At 38.6% G+C, this 16,162-nt stretch carries 18 protein-coding genes and 1 tRNA gene; 12 read left to right on the top strand and 7 right to left on the bottom strand.

Annotated elements, in window-relative coordinates; all coding sequences use genetic code 11:
- Together MV676_RS06325 and hypD are read right to left on the bottom strand one after the other, a co-directional pair.
- Positions 1-647 (bottom strand): response regulator (locus tag MV676_RS06325; protein WP_297445916.1); only part of this gene is annotated, 647 nt, incomplete at its 3' end.
- 108 nt (positions 648-755) lie between these two features.
- Complete coding sequence (hypD, locus tag MV676_RS06330; protein ID WP_297445918.1) at positions 756-1,829, bottom strand: hydrogenase formation protein HypD; 1,074 nt, start codon at positions 1,827-1,829, stop codon at positions 756-758.
- Between the two features lie 119 nt (positions 1,830-1,948).
- On the opposite strand from hypD, the gene MV676_RS06335 reads away from it, so the two are divergent.
- The 6 genes from MV676_RS06335 to MV676_RS06360 all read left to right on the top strand — a co-directional run bounded on the left by MV676_RS06335 (position 1,949) and on the right by MV676_RS06360 (position 6,003).
- Positions 1,949-2,746: a TIGR00282 family metallophosphoesterase gene (locus tag MV676_RS06335; protein WP_297445968.1), complete on the top strand. Its 798-nt coding sequence runs from the start codon at positions 1,949-1,951 to the stop codon at positions 2,744-2,746.
- Positions 2,730-3,587 (top strand): bifunctional methylenetetrahydrofolate dehydrogenase/methenyltetrahydrofolate cyclohydrolase FolD, encoded by an 858-nt coding sequence (gene folD, locus MV676_RS06340; protein WP_297445920.1) that lies wholly within the window; start codon positions 2,730-2,732, stop codon positions 3,585-3,587. The genes MV676_RS06335 and folD overlap by 17 nt, the downstream gene beginning before the upstream one ends.
- A complete protein-coding gene (locus MV676_RS06345; protein ID WP_022846218.1) occupies positions 3,584-3,778 on the top strand; it encodes a 4Fe-4S binding protein in 195 nt (64 codons plus the stop codon). Before folD ends, MV676_RS06345 begins: the two co-directional genes overlap by 4 nt.
- A gap of 63 nt (positions 3,779-3,841) precedes the next feature.
- A complete protein-coding gene (locus MV676_RS06350; RefSeq protein ID WP_297445922.1) occupies positions 3,842-4,147 on the top strand; it encodes a hypothetical protein in 306 nt (101 codons plus the stop codon).
- A complete protein-coding gene (locus MV676_RS06355; protein WP_297445924.1) occupies positions 4,077-4,364 on the top strand; it encodes a S4 domain-containing protein in 288 nt (95 codons plus the stop codon). The genes MV676_RS06350 and MV676_RS06355 overlap by 71 nt, the downstream gene beginning before the upstream one ends.
- Before the next feature lie 64 nt (positions 4,365-4,428).
- Positions 4,429-6,003, top strand: a complete 1,575-nt coding sequence (locus tag MV676_RS06360; protein ID WP_297445926.1) for an AMP-binding protein — start codon at positions 4,429-4,431, stop codon at positions 6,001-6,003.
- A 1-nt stretch (position 6,004) separates the two neighbouring features.
- Here the strand turns inward: MV676_RS06360 and MV676_RS06365 are convergent.
- The 5 genes from MV676_RS06365 to MV676_RS06385 form a co-directional block, all read right to left on the bottom strand.
- Positions 6,005-6,079, bottom strand: a tRNA-Val gene (locus tag MV676_RS06365).
- 52 nt (positions 6,080-6,131) lie between these two features.
- Entirely contained in the window at positions 6,132-7,139 is a 1,008-nt protein-coding gene (gene ccsB, locus MV676_RS06370) for a c-type cytochrome biogenesis protein CcsB (protein ID WP_297445928.1), read from the bottom strand.
- The gene (locus MV676_RS06375) at positions 7,132-8,493 is read right to left on the bottom strand and encodes a cytochrome c biogenesis protein ResB (protein WP_297445930.1); all 1,362 of its coding nucleotides are present in this window, start codon (positions 8,491-8,493) and stop codon (positions 7,132-7,134) included. The genes ccsB and MV676_RS06375 overlap by 8 nt, the downstream gene beginning before the upstream one ends.
- A 37-nt stretch (positions 8,494-8,530) precedes the next feature.
- Entirely contained in the window at positions 8,531-9,688 is a 1,158-nt protein-coding gene (locus MV676_RS06380) for an amidohydrolase family protein (RefSeq protein WP_297445932.1), read from the bottom strand.
- Positions 9,685-11,067, bottom strand: coding sequence for an HD domain-containing protein (locus MV676_RS06385; protein WP_297445934.1), 1,383 nt, complete (start codon positions 11,065-11,067; stop codon positions 9,685-9,687). Before MV676_RS06385 ends, MV676_RS06380 begins: the two co-directional genes overlap by 4 nt.
- A 67-nt stretch (positions 11,068-11,134) precedes the next feature.
- On the opposite strand from MV676_RS06385, the gene MV676_RS06390 reads away from it, so the two are divergent.
- The 6 genes from MV676_RS06390 (at position 11,135) to MV676_RS06415 (ending at position 16,125) form a co-directional block, all read left to right on the top strand.
- Positions 11,135-11,806 carry an ABC transporter ATP-binding protein gene (locus tag MV676_RS06390; RefSeq protein ID WP_297445936.1) on the top strand — a complete coding sequence of 224 codons (672 nt, stop codon included), beginning with the start codon at positions 11,135-11,137 and terminating at the stop codon, positions 11,804-11,806.
- 11 nt (positions 11,807-11,817) lie between these two features.
- Entirely contained in the window at positions 11,818-14,277 is a 2,460-nt protein-coding gene (locus MV676_RS06395; protein ID WP_297445938.1) for an ATP-dependent Clp protease ATP-binding subunit, read from the top strand.
- A 4-nt stretch (positions 14,278-14,281) separates the two neighbouring features.
- Complete coding sequence (locus MV676_RS06400; protein WP_297445940.1) at positions 14,282-14,464, top strand: hypothetical protein; 183 nt, start codon at positions 14,282-14,284, stop codon at positions 14,462-14,464.
- Positions 14,451-14,636 (top strand): hypothetical protein, encoded by a 186-nt coding sequence (locus MV676_RS06405; protein ID WP_297445941.1) that lies wholly within the window; start codon positions 14,451-14,453, stop codon positions 14,634-14,636. Before MV676_RS06400 ends, MV676_RS06405 begins: the two co-directional genes overlap by 14 nt.
- A 215-nt stretch (positions 14,637-14,851) precedes the next feature.
- Positions 14,852-15,571: a 16S rRNA (uracil(1498)-N(3))-methyltransferase gene (locus MV676_RS06410; protein ID WP_297445943.1), complete on the top strand. Its 720-nt coding sequence runs from the start codon at positions 14,852-14,854 to the stop codon at positions 15,569-15,571.
- Between the two features lie 2 nt (positions 15,572-15,573).
- Positions 15,574-16,125, top strand: a complete 552-nt coding sequence (locus MV676_RS06415) for a macro domain-containing protein (protein WP_022846235.1) — start codon at positions 15,574-15,576, stop codon at positions 16,123-16,125.
- Positions 16,126-16,162 lie beyond the last annotated feature (37 nt).

Raw genomic sequence — 16,162 nt, forward strand, 5'->3', positions numbered from 1 at the left:
ATGTCATGGAGTGGTGATGCCAGGTATATGTCTTCAATGAATTTTTTGTCACATCCATATTTTTCTGCTATCAATTTGCAGTACTCTGCTACTCTTTTAATGTGGTTTCCTGTAAATTGGTCTTTGTATTCTGTTGCTGCCGCTAAACGGAATATAATTTCTTCTTCCCTTTCTCTGATTTCTTTTACTGCTTTGGCAACGGCATTTTCAAGGAGGAGAGTTTTGTCCTTAAGGAGGAGATAGTTTTCTATTAGCTTTATGTTGTTCATTATTCGTATTGGGAATTCCACTGGATCAACAGGTTTGACGGTGTAATCATTTGCACCAAGGAGAAGAGCTTTAACACGGGATTCTTTATCTTCGAGACTTGTTACCACAATGATTTTTAGCTCTTCCATGTTGTAGTTCTTTCTGGTTTCTCTGATAAGATCGTATCCATTTATTTCCGGCATCATTATATCTGTTATTATCAGGTGAGGATGTTCTTTTTCTATTATTTTAAGAGCTTTTTGGGCAGATGTTGTGGCTTCGATGTGAAATGTAAATATAGAGTAAACTTTATCTATTGCTTTTTCTACAAGTTTTTTCATGAGATTGATATTAAAAGGTTCGTCATCGACTATAAGGATTCTGATTGTTTTTTCCATATGTCAATCCTCACTCTTTATGGGTGAATGACCATTCACAGAAAAAATAATACTAATATTTTTGAATTGCAACTCTACGCATTTTTTAAAAATTTTTTATCTTATTAATTACCGATTGCCAGCTCTGTACCATATGTTGCACGCACCTTCACCGGAGACCATGCAGGGTCCTTTTGGTGTCCTTGGCGTACATACTTTACCGAATAGTTTACATTCTGATGGATACGCTTTGCCAAGGACAATTTTGTCACATATACATCCGGGTATCTTTTCCTCTTTTATCTCTGGCAGGTTGAATTTTACTCTTGCATTAATGTTACTGTACTCCTTTTTGAGTTCCAATCCTGATTGTGGAATGTATCCAATTCCCCTCCAGTTTACATCTGCTTTTTCAAAATATTTGTACATCAGTTCAAGAGCCTTTTTATTCCCTTCGTCTCTTACCACTCCTTTGTAAACGTTTTCCAATTTTGGCTTTTCGTCTTTTATCTGTGCTAATATTACTGCGAATGCAAGCAGAAGATTTTCCGGTTCAAATCCTGCTACTACCGTTGGTATTCCGTACTTTTCCGGAAATCTTTTCCACGCATTTGCACCGACTATCGCCGAAACGTGTCCCGGAGCGACGAAGGCGTCAACGCCAACTTCACTATCCTTGACAAGGATTTCCATTATTTCTGGTGTAAGTTTTTGGGATGTGAGGATTGTTACATTTTCAGGCAGTCCCATCTCTATGAGTGCTGCTGTAGGTGCTGTTGTGGTTTCAAATCCTATTGAGAAGAATACAACGTTTTTATCAGGATTTTCTTTTGCTATTTTAATGACTTCGTGTGGAGCGCTTATCATTTTGTAATGTTTACCTTCACTTCTTATGGAGCCTATTTTTGTAGGTACTCTTAGCATGTCACCGTAGGTTAAAAGTATGGTGTCGTCTCTCTGTGATAGCTTTATGGCGTTGATTATGTCACTTTCTGAGCATACGCAGACAGGGCATCCAGGACCGGGAACGAGTTCTATTGTTTCAGGCATAAGACTTCTCATACCGCTGAAAGTAATTGTATGTTCGTGAGAACCACAGACATTCATTATCTTTATTTTTCTATCTCTTGGTGCGAGCTCGTGGATTAGATTTATGAGCTTTTCTGAATTATCGTAAACTTTAAGTACTTTCTCTATGTTCATACACACCTCCTCATTCTGGCTAAAAAGGATTTTAACATACATGTTTCTTTTCTTGGATTTGAACCGATATTGTCGTAAAATTCCCTTAATTTCTGCTTCGGGAGTTTGCTTTGTCGTCAGTGTTAAATGTTGCTTTTCTTGGAGATGTTTCTGGAAGACCTGGTAGAAGAGCACTTCAGCTCTGGCTGGAAGAAAATAGAGGAAAGTATGATCTGTGTATTGTTAATGGTGAGAATGCCGCAGCCGGTTTTGGTATAACAGAAAAGATAGTGAAAGCATTCCTCTCTCAGGGTGTAGATGTTATTACAATGGGAAACCACACCTGGGACAAAAAGGAGATCTTTAATTTTATAGAGGATTATCCGCTACTCCGCCCCTTAAACTATCCAGAGGGTACTCCAGGAAAAGGTTTAATCAGATTGAAGATTAAAGATGTTACAGTAACGGTAGTTAATCTTATGGGTAGGATTTATGTGGAGTGTCTTGATAATCCTTTTAGGGTTTTTGATGCCGTTCACTCTCGATTTCCTGAAGACCTTTTTATCGTGGATTTTCACGCAGAAGCAACATCTGAAAAGCAGGCGTTTGGTTATTATGTTGATGGAAGGGCCTGTGCCGTTTTAGGAACTCATACTCATGTGCAGACTGCTGATTTAAGACTGCTGCCTGAAGGGACCCTTTACATAACCGATGCTGGAATGTGCGGTGCGGTAGATTCTGTTATAGGGATGGATTTAAAAGAGAGCATTGATAGGTTTATTAAACAACTTCCAGTCCGTTTTAAGGTACCTGATAAACCTTCAAAGATTCAGGTATGCGGTGTTTCTTTTAATGTAGATGTAGAAAGCAGAAAAGTAATTTCTTTTGAAAGGATACAAAAAATTTATATAAGAGGTGAGGATGGCAACTATTCTTGATGGAAAGGCACTTGCTGCAAAGATTAAAGAGGAATTGAAGGAAGAGGTGTCTGTTTTAAAAGGAAGGGTTGGTCGTGCACCAACTTTAGCTGTGGTACTTATTGGTGATGATCCGGCAAGCCAGATTTATGTAAGGAATAAAGAGAGAACCTGTGAGGAGATAGGTGTAACATCTATAGGTATAAGGAAACCTGCTTCAATTTCTCAAAAAGAGCTTGAGGAGATAGTGAAAACTTTGAATGAACAGGAGGATGTTGACGGAATTTTAGTTCAGCTTCCTCTCCCTGAACATCTTGATTCTCAGAGAATAATTAATCTTATTGACCCTGCTAAAGATGTTGATGGTTTTCATCCTGTAAACATGGGGAAAGTTGTTCTGGGGCTTTTTGATGAAGGACTTATGCCGTGCACTCCTTACGGTGTTATGAAGATATTTGAAGCTTACGGTATAGAGCTTGAAGGAAAGAATGTTGTTATGGTTGGTCACAGTAATATTGTAGGGAAACCTCTTGCAAATATGATGATAAATAAAAATGCTACTGTATCTGTCTGCCATGTATATACAAAAGATTTGAAAAGTTACACGATGAATGCTGATATTCTCTGTGTTGCAACAGGGGTTCCGCACCTTATAAAGTCTGATATGATAAAGGAAGGCGCTGTAGTTATTGATATCGGTATAAGCAGAGTCAACGGAAAAATTGTAGGTGATGTTGATTTTGAGAATGTGAAAGAAAAAGTTTCTGCAATTACACCTGTTCCAGGTGGTGTTGGTCCCATGACAATAGCCATGTTGATGTATAATACAGTTAAAGCGTTTAAATTAAGAGAGGGAATTTGAAAAATATACCCTATATTCATGTTGAGCTTTGCACCGGTTGTGGCATTTGTGTTGATGTTTGTCCTGTGGATGTTTTCGAAATGAGCGATGTAGGAAAGGCAGTTGTTGAGTATCCTGATAGGTGTATGGCGTGTCGGATATGTGAAGAGAACTGTCCCACCGATGCAATAGAGATTAAAGTTCTTGAATGACTGAATGACTATTTCCCTCCGGTGTGTTAAATTTAATTTTAGAATTTTTCGGAGGATAGGTTAATGACGTTTAAACAGCTTCTTTATTCCATTTTTATTGCGGCTATTGTAATAGCTGTTTCTCTCTTTGCACTTTCAAACTTTCAGGACGTTAATGTTGTGATTCCTTTTGTCGGTGCCTACAAAACAAAGTTATTCATGCTGATAATTATTTCATATATAGCCGGATTTCTAACTGCAGCTTTCCTATCTCTTTTAGCAAGGCTTTTTTCTATTTCTTTCAGGAGAGGGAAAAAGGGTGAGAATAGATCAGTTTCTGAAACTTTCAAGGATAATAAAGAGGAGAAGTCAGGCGAAGATACTGTGTGATGAAGGTGTTGTAAGGATAAACGGTAGCGTTGTTAAAGCTTCAAAAGATGTAAAAGAGGGGGATGTCGTAGAAATAGATACTGTTAATAGGTACTTAAAATTTAGAATAAATGCTGTTCCTGCCGGAAAAAACGTTTCCAAAAAGATGGCACGTGAATTAATAACAATAATTGAAGATAAGAAAAAATCTATATCAGATATTATTGACCTTATTTGAACCTTTCTCAGAGTGTTGTAAAATAAAGCGTCTTCTAAATACTTTTTGTTGTGGAGGTCTGTTAATGTTTCTTGAGAGAGTAGTTGATAATCTTGACAAGAAAGCAGATAGGGTGATTCTTATCGGCAAGAAAGACGGTAAGTATATCCCTTTAACATTTAAAGATCTTAAAAAGAGGATCTCTGTGATTCAGGATAACTTACCTGAATTAAATGAGGAGGATAGAGTTGTTATCTTTATGGAAAATTCGCCCTTATGGATTGCTTCGCTGTTTGCCATTATGTTTAAAGGAGGTATTGCTGTTCCTGCAGATTATCTACTTTCCGAGAAAGAGCTTTTCAATATATTCAGGGATTCTCAGCCCCGTTACATAATTACCTCTTCTGCCAATAAGGAAAAGGTAAGGGCGGCTGTCAGGAAGCTTGGTTATCACCCTTCGATTGTAATTGTTGATAATCTTTCCTTCGAGGAAGAAAAGCCTTTAACAGTTAAAATTCCAGACATTGAAGAAGTTGCCGTTATTCTTTACACATCAGGAACAACTGGAAATCCAAAGGGTGTGATGCTTACCTATAAAAATCTTAATCACAATATTGAAGGAATAGAAGATACTGGTGTTTTGAGGGATGATGACCGTTTTGCAGCAATTTTACCTTTTCATCATACATATCCGTTGCTTGTTACGGCACTGCTTCCTGTTGTTGAAGGTCTTCCGGTTGTTTTCATAGAGAAGTTGACACCTAACGATATTTTATCCACGATTAGAGACCAGAATGTAACTATAATGGTTGGTGTTCCGAAGTTATATCAGGTTATCTACCATAACATTATGGTTGAGATAGGTAAGCTTTCGGGACCCAAGAAAAAATTAGTTAATTCAGCTTTGAAATTATTCCGTAAAGTTGGTGTAAAGAAGCTTCAAAAAGCGGTATTTAAGGAAGTTCACAGAAAGATAGGTCCGTCTCTAAGGTTTATGATTTCGGGAGGTGCCAAGCTGAACGTTGAAGTTGCTAAAGGCTTGGAGGCCTTGGGCTTTAATCTTCTTGAAGGATACGGTCTTACGGAAACGTCTCCCCTTGTTTCTGTTAACAGGCCTGATAAGAAAAAAATAGGTTCTGCAGGTCCTCCGATTAAAGGTGTTGAGGTGAAAATAGTCAACGGTGAAATTGCCGTGAAGGGTGACAACGTTATGAAAGGTTACTATAACCGTCCTGAAGAGACGGAAGCGGTTATAAGAGATGGCTGGTTTTATACGGGGGATTTAGGCTTTATAGATGATGACGGTTTTATTCACATTACAGGTCGTGCGAAGGATGTAATTGTTCTTGATAACGGTAAAAATGTCTATCCTGAAGATATTGAGAATGAGGTTTTTAAAAGCAATTACATTCTTGAAGTTGGCGTTTTTGAGGACGGAGGTGTCATAAAGGCAATTATTCGTCCAGACTTTGAACTTTTGATAGAAGAGGGAATAGAAGACATTCATGAGTTTATAAAGCAGGAGATTAAAAAGACCACGAGACATCTTCAGTCTTATAAGAAGATAAAGGAATTTAAGATAACTGATAGGGAACTGCCGAGAACCAGAATAGGAAAGTTGAGGAGGTTTATGCTTCCTGACATGTATAAAGAGATTTAAGTGGTAGGACCGAGGGGTTTCGAACCCCTGACCTCCACCGCGTCAAGGTGGCGCTCTCCCTCTGAGCTACGGTCCTACATGACAATGCTAAAATATAGCCCCAATCTTTTCTGTTGCAAGTCTTTTTATTACTGTGCGTAACTGTGAAGTCCTGGCAGAATGAGATTTACACCGTAGTAGGTGAATATAACGCACAGGAATCCGATAATTGTAAAGTAAGCAAGGGGTTTTCCGGAAAGACCTTTGATATATCTTGCATGCAGGTATGCTGAATACACAAGCCACGTAATCAATGACCATGTCTCTTTTGGATCCCAGGACCAGTAACCGCCCCAGGCATATTTAGCCCATACGGCACCCAATATGATACCAATTGTCAGGAATACGAATCCAACAGCTGCGGATTGATACATGATATCTTCAAGCGTTTCAATTGAAGGAAGATATTTTGAATATTTGCTTTTGTTAAGCCATATGAGGAATAGCGTAAACAGTCCTGCTGCAACTACCGATATTGCCAAGAACATCAGTATGTTTGTTCTGTAGGCAGAATAGACAATGAAAAATACGGTGAAGACAGTTGTAAGAAATACAACAGCCCAGTCGGTTCTGTTTGCATCTTCCCTTTTTGCAAAATATGCGAATGCCACACCTGCACTAACTGCAAAACCGGCGTATCCGATAAAGGTTGTAACAACGTGGAAGAGCAACCAGTTGCTTTGGAGAGCAGGAACGAGCGGCTGGGCTTCTGGATTAAATCCTAAGATTTGTGTTGAAGCTTCCGCAATTACTGCTATGGGAAGAACAAACATCCCAAAGATTTTGTTCTTGTACTTCTTTTCAAAAATGAGGTAGATGATTACTATTGACCACCCAAAGAGCATCAGTGATTCGTACATGTTTGTGAAGGGTGCGTACTTGTAAAAGGCAAGCCAATCGCTTACCATATTTAGCTTTGCCTTTTCCATCCCTCTTACCACAAATGCAGCACCTTGAACTCCGACACCTAAAATTGAGAGGTAGGTAGCAATCTTGCCGGCTGTTTCCGATTTTGAAAATGCATAGATTGTGTAGAAAACAGAAGCGGCAAGAAAAATCACCATTCCAATGTTAAAGAGCTGGACAGAATTAATCATGGTTTTCCTCCTTAGGGGCTAAAATATTACAGTATGAAGACTTAAGAACCCCTAAGATTTTATCCATATCTTTTTCTAAAGACTCAAAGCCTTTATTTGTTCTTCCCGCGATTACGATGTTTACTTTGCCTTCTTTTACCTGCTTTATCCTTGCCAGGATTCTTTTATGAGGAATAAAGAAGGCAACGAACAGGCCTATTACCATTATCGTGCTTCCCACCCATACAACCCAGGTTCCCGGGTCGTAGGATACCTGGAGTCCGGTGTAATAAGCCATGTCAGCGCCACCTATCGCTACAAATTGTCCGGTTTGGGGAATTCTGTACCACTGACCTGACACCATTTTCGCCTGGGCTATGGTTTTACCTCTTTTGGTAATCAGATTGACAAATATAAAACGTCCATCCATCGCAACAGGTGATAGGTAGTATTTAGTTCCATCTTTCCCCTTTCCGATATAGAAAGGTTGCCCCAGTGCGTCTATAATGGGTTCTTCTTTAGCATTTTCTGTTTTTTTTCTAAAGAAATAGATTCTTCCTTTCCCGTAATTTGCCTGATAAAAATATATACCTCTGTACGACAACGGTGTATTGACCACGATCTTTTGTTTTTTTACTGTTTTACCTTTTTCTATTACTTCAAGGTCGCTTATGTAGGCTTTTGGCATTCCGGACGGATAAAAATCTATTGTGAATTTGTCACATTTGATGTCAAATGGAAGTTCTATAATTTTTCCGCTTCCAAATAGTGTTACAAGGTTGCTTTCAGAACCTTCGGCAAGGTTCATATATCCTCTATATCCAAAAATAGCGGTTAATAGACCACCTATAAGAACTATTAAAATACCTGCATGAACAATATAAACGCCGAATCTTGCAAAAACGTGTTTATCTGCGAACACGTATCTTGTATTTTCTTCATCTGAAGGAACCTTTTCAGGTTTATATCCCATCTGTTTAAGGATTGCAGTCAACTTTTCTGCTACTTCGTCAGGGTTGCTGGCTGAGAGAGTTAATCTGTGAACGAGTTTGTAAGCGTTTTCAGCTCCTTCTTTTAATTTCTTTTTCGGGTGTTTAGCAATCTTCCATATTTTAGGGAGACGTTCTATGGAACAGACTGTAAGGTTAATTGCAAGTAGAACAAGGAGCAGAATGTACCACCAGGAATGGTAAACGTCAGTAAACCCCAAAAATTTAAATATTTTGTAGGTTACCTCACCGTATTCTCTTAAATATTTGTCCGGGTTCTGTTGCTGTTCGACAATTGTTCCTATGATGGATGTTACGGCGAGGGAGAGCAGGATTATTATGGCAACCTTTACTGAACTGAAGAGTTTGTATAGCGATTTGAGCATTAAATCCTCCGCTGTCTGTATTCATCGCTAATGATTTTCAATTATCGGAAAATTGCCTAAGAGAATTTAACACTTTTTCGCCTTTCAAGTCAAATGCGTTTACCTTAATATCATCCATAAGGAGAGCTGTGAGGGGATCACTGATCCGTTTTTCTGTTGTGATGGCGGTAAGCATGCCGCTCCTCTTGTAGTCACTTTCAATGTTTAAAACTTTTGCCCCACCTATTGTTGCGGCTTTTAAAAGTTTTTTGATGTTGACTTTTCCTTCCGTTTTTATGTATGTTGTTTTTATCTCTGAAATCATCGATAGAGAGGTGTTGGAGCTGAGTCCATCCGTGCCCATTGCCAGTTTTTCGTAGTCTATCAAAAACTCAACGTCAGGAAAGCCCGTTTTGAGAAAAATGTTGCTTCTTGGACAGATTACAATGCCACACCCTTTTTCCATGAGTTTTCCTAACTCTTTTCTTGAGAGATTTGTACAGTGAACGGCAATAAGCAAAGGCGTGAGTACACCTATCTTTTCGAGGTACGTTATAATATTTTCTGCGTACACATTTTCAAACCGCTTTCTGCCTATTGTAGGGTATATGAGGGTTTCAAACAGGTTGGGTTCACCTCTTACAAATTTCTGTTCCTCTGCCGTTTCTCCTACGTGCATCTGGTAAAGAGTTCCATACTTTAAAGATTTTTTCACAACTTTTTTCATTGTTTCTACGGAAGTTGAATATACTGCATGAATGGATAGTGACGGTTCTGCATTTTCGTTGAAGAATTTTCCAAGGATTTCGTTAAAGACGATGCCGTTTTGAACGATGTTTCGTGAAACACCAAACGATGAAATGTCACCAAAAAAGCTCGTTCCCCATTTTTCTGAAAGTTCTATACCTCTATTTACCCCATTTTTTATCTCTTCTTTGTCAAGTTTCTGTCTGTTTGATATTATCCATAAAAGCCAATCAAAGAAAGACTCTATCTTTGAAGGCTCAAAATCCATAAGAGAGAATTCAAGATGTGTGTGCGCATTTACAAAAGATGGAATAATTATAGTATTTACAAGTTTTAATTTTTCGTGAAACTCACCTTCTGGTTCATATCTTAAAAAATCAATTTTACCGTTGTGAAATACAAGCCATCCGTCCTTTATGATGTTCATGTCAAAATCAATTATGTAATCAGCACCAAGAGCTTTTCTCACGGTGAGAAACCTTTTATAATTTTTTCTGCTTCATCTTTTGTCTTAATAAGCCCTAAAGCCTGGAATTCAAGCAATTTTTCCTTTATTTTACCTACAGCTTTCCCTTCGTTCAAGCCTTTTATTTCCATAATCTCTTTTCCTGAAAGAAGCGGTTTCAGGTTTTTTACCTTTAAGTGGAAATTTATTACTTTTTCATTTAAAAACCAGATGAATTCTTCTGAGATTTTTTCCATTTTTTCAGAAGTAGCTTTGAAATCGGCGATGCTGTGAACGGCAATTAGAGGTAGTAGATTACCTGCTTCTTTAATGAATCTGTACGTTGCCTTTTGGGTAAGTTTTCTTTTTTTAAAAAGTTGAAACAGAAAAAAAGGTATTAGATGTAATTTTATAATTTTTTTCACTGCGGAAGCGGTTTTTTTCCCAAATCCAAGGTATAAAAGTCTCTTTTCGGCCAATTCTCCACCTACTTTGTCGTGGTTGTAAAATGTTAAATAGCAGTTTTTTTTCTTTACTGTGATGGGTTTGCCTATGTCATGTAAAAGGGCGGTTAAAATTAGCAGTTCTCTTCCGGATAAGCTGCCTGAAAAACGAGCGTTTTCTATTTCTTTAACAATTTTTGGGTTTAGCGTTTCTGGCTTGTTTAAAATGGTGCAGATGTATTCAACTGTTTTCATTGTATGGGTTATTAAAGAGTACTGATGTAAGCCTGATGGTGGGATTTTCTCTTCTTCTGCCAGTTCTGGAAAGAGGATATAAAGGACATTAAGTTTTCTCATGTCTATAAAGGCTTTGTATGCTTCTTTTATTTTAGTGATTTTTATAAGTTCTTCTCTCACTCTTTCAACAGGTTCTCTTTCCAATAATTTGCCGTATTTGTACGTGCCGCTTATAAACCCTTCGGAGTATGAGAATCTGAATCTGTTTTTGATCCTTATCCCTCTCAGGATTCTGACAGGATCTTTCTGGAGAGAAGAAAAGGATACGGGTTTAAGTATTTTTGATGATATGTCTTTTAATCCGCCTAAGGGGTCAATGATTTTTTTATCTTTCAGACTGTAAGCGATGGCATTAATTGTAAAATCTCTTGATAGGAGATCTTCTTCAAGGGTTTTCTGAATTTCCGTTATGTCAATTCTGGTGTTGTCAAGATAAAGAGTAAATACAGGTTTTTCCTTAGTATAAAGGAAGCCTTTCTGTCCGGTTGATTTTTGTATGCAGTTAACGGTTTTATTAAGTGGAGATGAAACAACGATATCTATGTCTTTTAGTTCCTTTTCACCTAAAAGGGAATCTCTTACTGCACCGCCGACAACGTATCCATTCCTGATACAGGATAAGATTTCTTTAATCTTCTCTTCAACTCTATGGAGTTTTTCCATTTTCTCTCCACCTTTAGAGTAAGATGATATTATAAGCCTGAATCGTTATGGTAGAGAGGTTAAAGTTATGGTTCTTGTGGAAGTTAACAATTTGAAGAAAGTTTACGAAACTGAAAGTGATAGAGTAGAGGCACTAAAGGGTGTTAACCTTAAGTTAAATAAAGGTGAATTTGCCCTGATAATGGGAGCTTCAGGTTCGGGGAAAAGTACGCTTCTTCATATACTTGGAACTCTCGATAGACCCACTTTAGGAACTGTGCTTTATAGGGGTAAAGATCTATTTTCACTGGATGAGAGAGAGCTTGCACTTTTCAGGAATAGAAATTTGGGATTTGTATTTCAATTTCACTATTTGATAATGGAGTTTACCCTTATTGAGAATGTGATGGCTCCTCTTTTAATTGGTGGTGTAGATGTTGACGAGGCGAGGGAAAAGGCTGTTGAGATGTTGAAAATGGTCGGTTTGGGACATAGATTAACTCATAAACCGTTCGAGATATCTGGCGGTGAGCAACAGAGAACAGCAATTGCCCGTGCTCTTGTTAACTCTCCGGAACTTGTTCTTGCCGATGAACCTACTGGGAACCTTGATTCAAAAACTTCAGAATCTGTTCTTTCTCTTATGGCTGAACTTAACAGAGAAACTGGAACTACTTTTTTCATTGCCACCCATAATCATGAGCTGGAAAAATTTGCCGACAGAATATACTTTATAAAAGACGGTGTTATTAATATTTAAGAGAGGTGTATATGTTTGAGAAGTTTACAAAAAAAGCAAGACAAATTGTAATAAAAGCGAAGGAAGAGGCAGTCGTTTTAAGAACACCTTATCTTGGAACGGAACATTTACTCCTTGTTTTACTGAAAGAGGACGAAATTGTTAATCAGATAATCAGTAAGTATAACATTTCAAAGATTCGTATCCAGGAAATGGTAATTCATCAAATTCAACCTTCCCCGGAAGAGGTGGATGTTAATACCATTGCTTTTACTACAGAGGCAAGACGTGCTCTTGAACAGGCAGTTGAAGAGGCGAAAATACTTGGCCATGCTTATGTCGGACCGGAGCACATATTTATAGGTCTTGCAAAAGAAAGGCTTGGTCTTGCAGGTAGAATTTTAAGAAGTTACGGCCTTGATCATTATACGCTCCGTAGGGAGGTAACGGCCATACTTAAAGGTATTCTTGGCAGAGCAAAGACATCAAGAAAATCCAGCACACCTAATCTCGACAAGTACGGAAGAGATTTAACAAAACTTGCCGAGGAAGGAACTCTTGATCCTGTTATTGGTCGTGACAAAGAGATAGAGAGAGTAATTCACATTCTTGCGAGAAGACGTAAAAACAATCCTGTTTTGATAGGTGAACCAGGTGTTGGAAAAACGGCAATAGTTGAAGGATTGGCTATAAGAATAGCTGAAGGAGGTGTTCCGGAAAAGCTGAAGGATAAAAGAATCGTTTCTCTTGACATGGCTTCTCTTATTGCTGGAACCAAATACAGGGGACAGTTTGAAGAGCGCTTAAAGGCAGTTGTTAAGGAACTTGAAAACAATAAGGATGTAATTCTTTTCATCGATGAACTTCATACACTGGTTGGTGCTGGTGCTGCTGAAGGTTCTATGGATGCTTCAAACATTCTAAAGCCTTCCCTTTCAAGGGGCGAAATACAGGTTATAGGTGCTACTACTCTTGATGAATATAGAAAATACATAGAGAAAGACGGTGCACTGGAAAGAAGATTTCAGCCTGTTTTAGTTGAAGAGCCTTCAATGGAAGAGACGGTTGAGATTTTAAAAGGTTTGAAGCCGAAATTTGAAGAATTCCACAACGTGAAGATAACCGATGAGGCGATAGAAAGGGCTGTTAAGTTAGCAGTTCGTTACATAAATGATAGGAAACTTCCCGATAAGGCTATAGATATTATTGACGAAGCCGGTGCAAAAGCTCAGTTGAGAGTGGGAACAAAGCCTGCAGAAATAAAGAAAATAGAAGAGAAGTTGCAGGCGATAAAAGCCCTCAAAGAGGAAGCTCTTGCAATGGCTGAGTATGAGAAGGCTCACGAGTACAAGCAGGAGGAGATGAAGTTAACTGCCGAGCTTGAAGAGTTAAATAAGAAATGGCTCGTTTCCCGTAAGAGTGAGAAGCCTGTAGTAGATGTTCTTGAAATAGAAGAGATTGTAGCACTCTGGACAGGTATCCCGGTTAATCAGATACATGAAGCTGAAAGGGAAAAACTACTAAGGCTTGAATCTGAGCTTCATAAAAGGGTGGTTGGTCAGGAAGAAGCTGTCAGTGCAGTTGCGCGAGCCATAAAACGTTCAAGACTCGGCATCAGGACTAACCTTAACAGGCCTATAGGTGCTTTCCTCTTCCTTGGACCGACAGGTGTTGGTAAGACAGAACTTGCTAAAACACTTGCAGAAGTTTTATTTGGTGATGAGAAAGCGATGGTTAGAATTGATATGTCTGAATATATGGAGAAGCACACTGTTTCAAGACTTATAGGTGCGCCTCCGGGATATGTTGGTTATGAAGAGGGTGGTCAGCTTACAGAGATTGTAAGGAGGAAGCCGTACAGCGTTATTCTCCTTGACGAGATAGAAAAAGCCCATCCAGACGTTCTTAACATACTGCTCCAGATAATGGAAGACGGTCGATTGACGGACGGTCTTGGTAGAACAGTTTCTTTCACAAATACGATACTTATAATGACTTCAAACCTTGGTGCAAAGCACCTTGTTTCCGCTCAAAAAGGTCTTGGCTTTGATACAGGCACAGAAGAAGATATGGAAAGAAAGGCTTTTGAGAGAATGAAATCTTTTGTTATGGACGAAGTGAAGAGATACTTTAAACCTGAGTTTATAAACAGGCTTGATGAGATAGTTGTTTTCCATCCTCTTACAAGGGAAGATGTTAAAGAGATTGTCAGGAAGCAGGTTGATAGGCTCAATGAAGAGTTGAAAGAGAGGAATCTAAAAGTTCATGTTACCAATAAGTTTGTAAATTACATCGTTGATAGGGAGTTCCGTAAAGAGTATGGGGCAAGAACCATAAGAAGAGCTATTCAATCTTTAATAGAGGACAGGTTAACAGACGAAATTCTTTCTGGAAGGTTCCTTGAAGGTGGTGAAGTGGTATTTGATGTAACACCTAAAGGAAAGATAAGTGTGAGAGAGAAGAAGAAGAGAGCAACAGCACAGATAAGGTGATTTTATGAGGTTATTGAACTTCCTGCTGTTGATTTTTCTTTCTCTTGTTTTTACCTCATGTGGCGGTTCTCCAGATTCTGCCGTTTATCTTTTTGCTGAAGGGTTTGTTGTTGGAATTCCACCGGGTGGAAATGATTTCTACGGTGTAAATGGAACCGTTGTTTGGGTGGAACTTGGTAGTGTATGATATTTCGTGTAAGCTTGAAGAAATAGGTAAAAACCTCATTAAAGAAGTAATAAAGCAAGCCTTAGAGTCAATCATGACAGCAGAAAGAAAAATGTTTCTTAAAGAACACAGAAGAACAAAGAGCGGCTTCTACATAAGAAACTTTAATACTGTTCTTGAATTGAAAATTTAAAAACCTGAAAATCCCAAGAGATAGGGGAGCAGTATAATCTTCTATCTTACATAATGTCGGATTTGATGTTTAGCTTTAGTAGGTCTGCTTTTTCTGTAGAATATTTTGCGATAGCCTGCAAAATACATCTGAGGAGTTTTTTAAGGTAGTGTGTTTACACTGTTGCTGTAATGTTAAAATTTAAGATAATTCCTGCGTGTTATTACGGAGAGGCTATGAGAAGATTTAAAGTTGATGGTATAAAGGGTAATGTTGCCTATTTGAGGGGTCAGGAAGCAAGGCATGTTTTGAAGGTTTTGAGGCTTCGTCCTGGTGACGAGATTGTTATCTTTGACGGGAGCGGTAAAGAATATCTTGCTGTTATAGAGGCTTCATCTACTCAGTCAGTGCGGCTTAAAGTTCTTGAAGAGATAACCATAAACAGGGAAAGTCCTTTAAAAACAAAGCTTTTTATGGGGCTTACAAACAGACTTCAAAAGTTTGAGCTTGCACTTCAAAAAGCGACGGAGCTTGGTGTTACGGAAATTGTTCCTGTGATATGTCAGCGTTCTGCTTTTGGTGAGAAAGTTAAAGATTGGAGCGGGAAATTGAGGCGCTGGAATGAGATTGTTTTAAATGCTTCAAAACAGTGTGGACGGGCTGTTATTCCACCTGTTAAAGAACCTGTTAAGCTTCGTGATGTTGAAGATAATTCTGATTTAAGGTTTGTTCTCTGGGAAAGAGGTGGAAGAAGTTTTGAGAGTTTTTCCGATGTGACTGCAACTTCTGTTTCCCTTGTCGTAGGTCCTGAAGGAGGACTTGACGAAAAAGAGGTTGACTTTTTAAAAGATAAAGGTTTTCACGTTATTCACCTTGGAAAGAGAATACTCAGGGCGGAAACAGCTGCTATTGTAGGACTTGCTCTTGTTCAGTATATATGGGGAGACCTTAAGTAGGTATGAAGAATCAGGAGGTTTTGAATTTAAATTTTAACGGTAGAAAAGTAGTGGTTGTTTATGGTGATATTACAGAGGAGAGAGTTGATGCTGTTGTAAATCCTGCCAATTCCTCTTTGAAGCACGGTGGTGGAGTTGCAGGAGCTATCGTCAGAAAGGGTGGAAAGATTATTCAGGAGGAAAGCAACAGAATAGGCTATCTTCCAGTTGGAAAAGCGGTTGCTACAACGGCTGGAAATCTTCCTTGCCGCTTTGTTATCCATACTGTTGGTCCTATCTGGGGTGAGGGTAATGAGGAGCAGAAGTTAAGGAGTGCTGTCAGGTCTGTTCTTGATCTTGCTTCGGATTTGGGTCTTTCGTCAATCTCTATTCCCGCCATAAGCACGGGGATCTTTGGATATCCAAAGAGGGAAGGCGTTTCTGTCATAGTTGATGAGGTTTTCAGATGGCTTTCTGATAATCCTCTTGCGCCTTTGAAAGAGATAAGATTTATTTCAATAGATAGAGAAACGATAAATCTGTTTGAAGAAGCAGTTACAGATAGAAAAATTTAGTTTAAAATAACCTCTAAATTAAAATCTGGAGAGTTAA

Origin of the sequence: Desulfurobacterium sp., from assembly GCF_027028515.1 — a bacterium.
In the GTDB taxonomy this organism is placed as follows: domain Bacteria; phylum Aquificota; class Aquificia; order Desulfurobacteriales; family Desulfurobacteriaceae; genus Desulfurobacterium_A.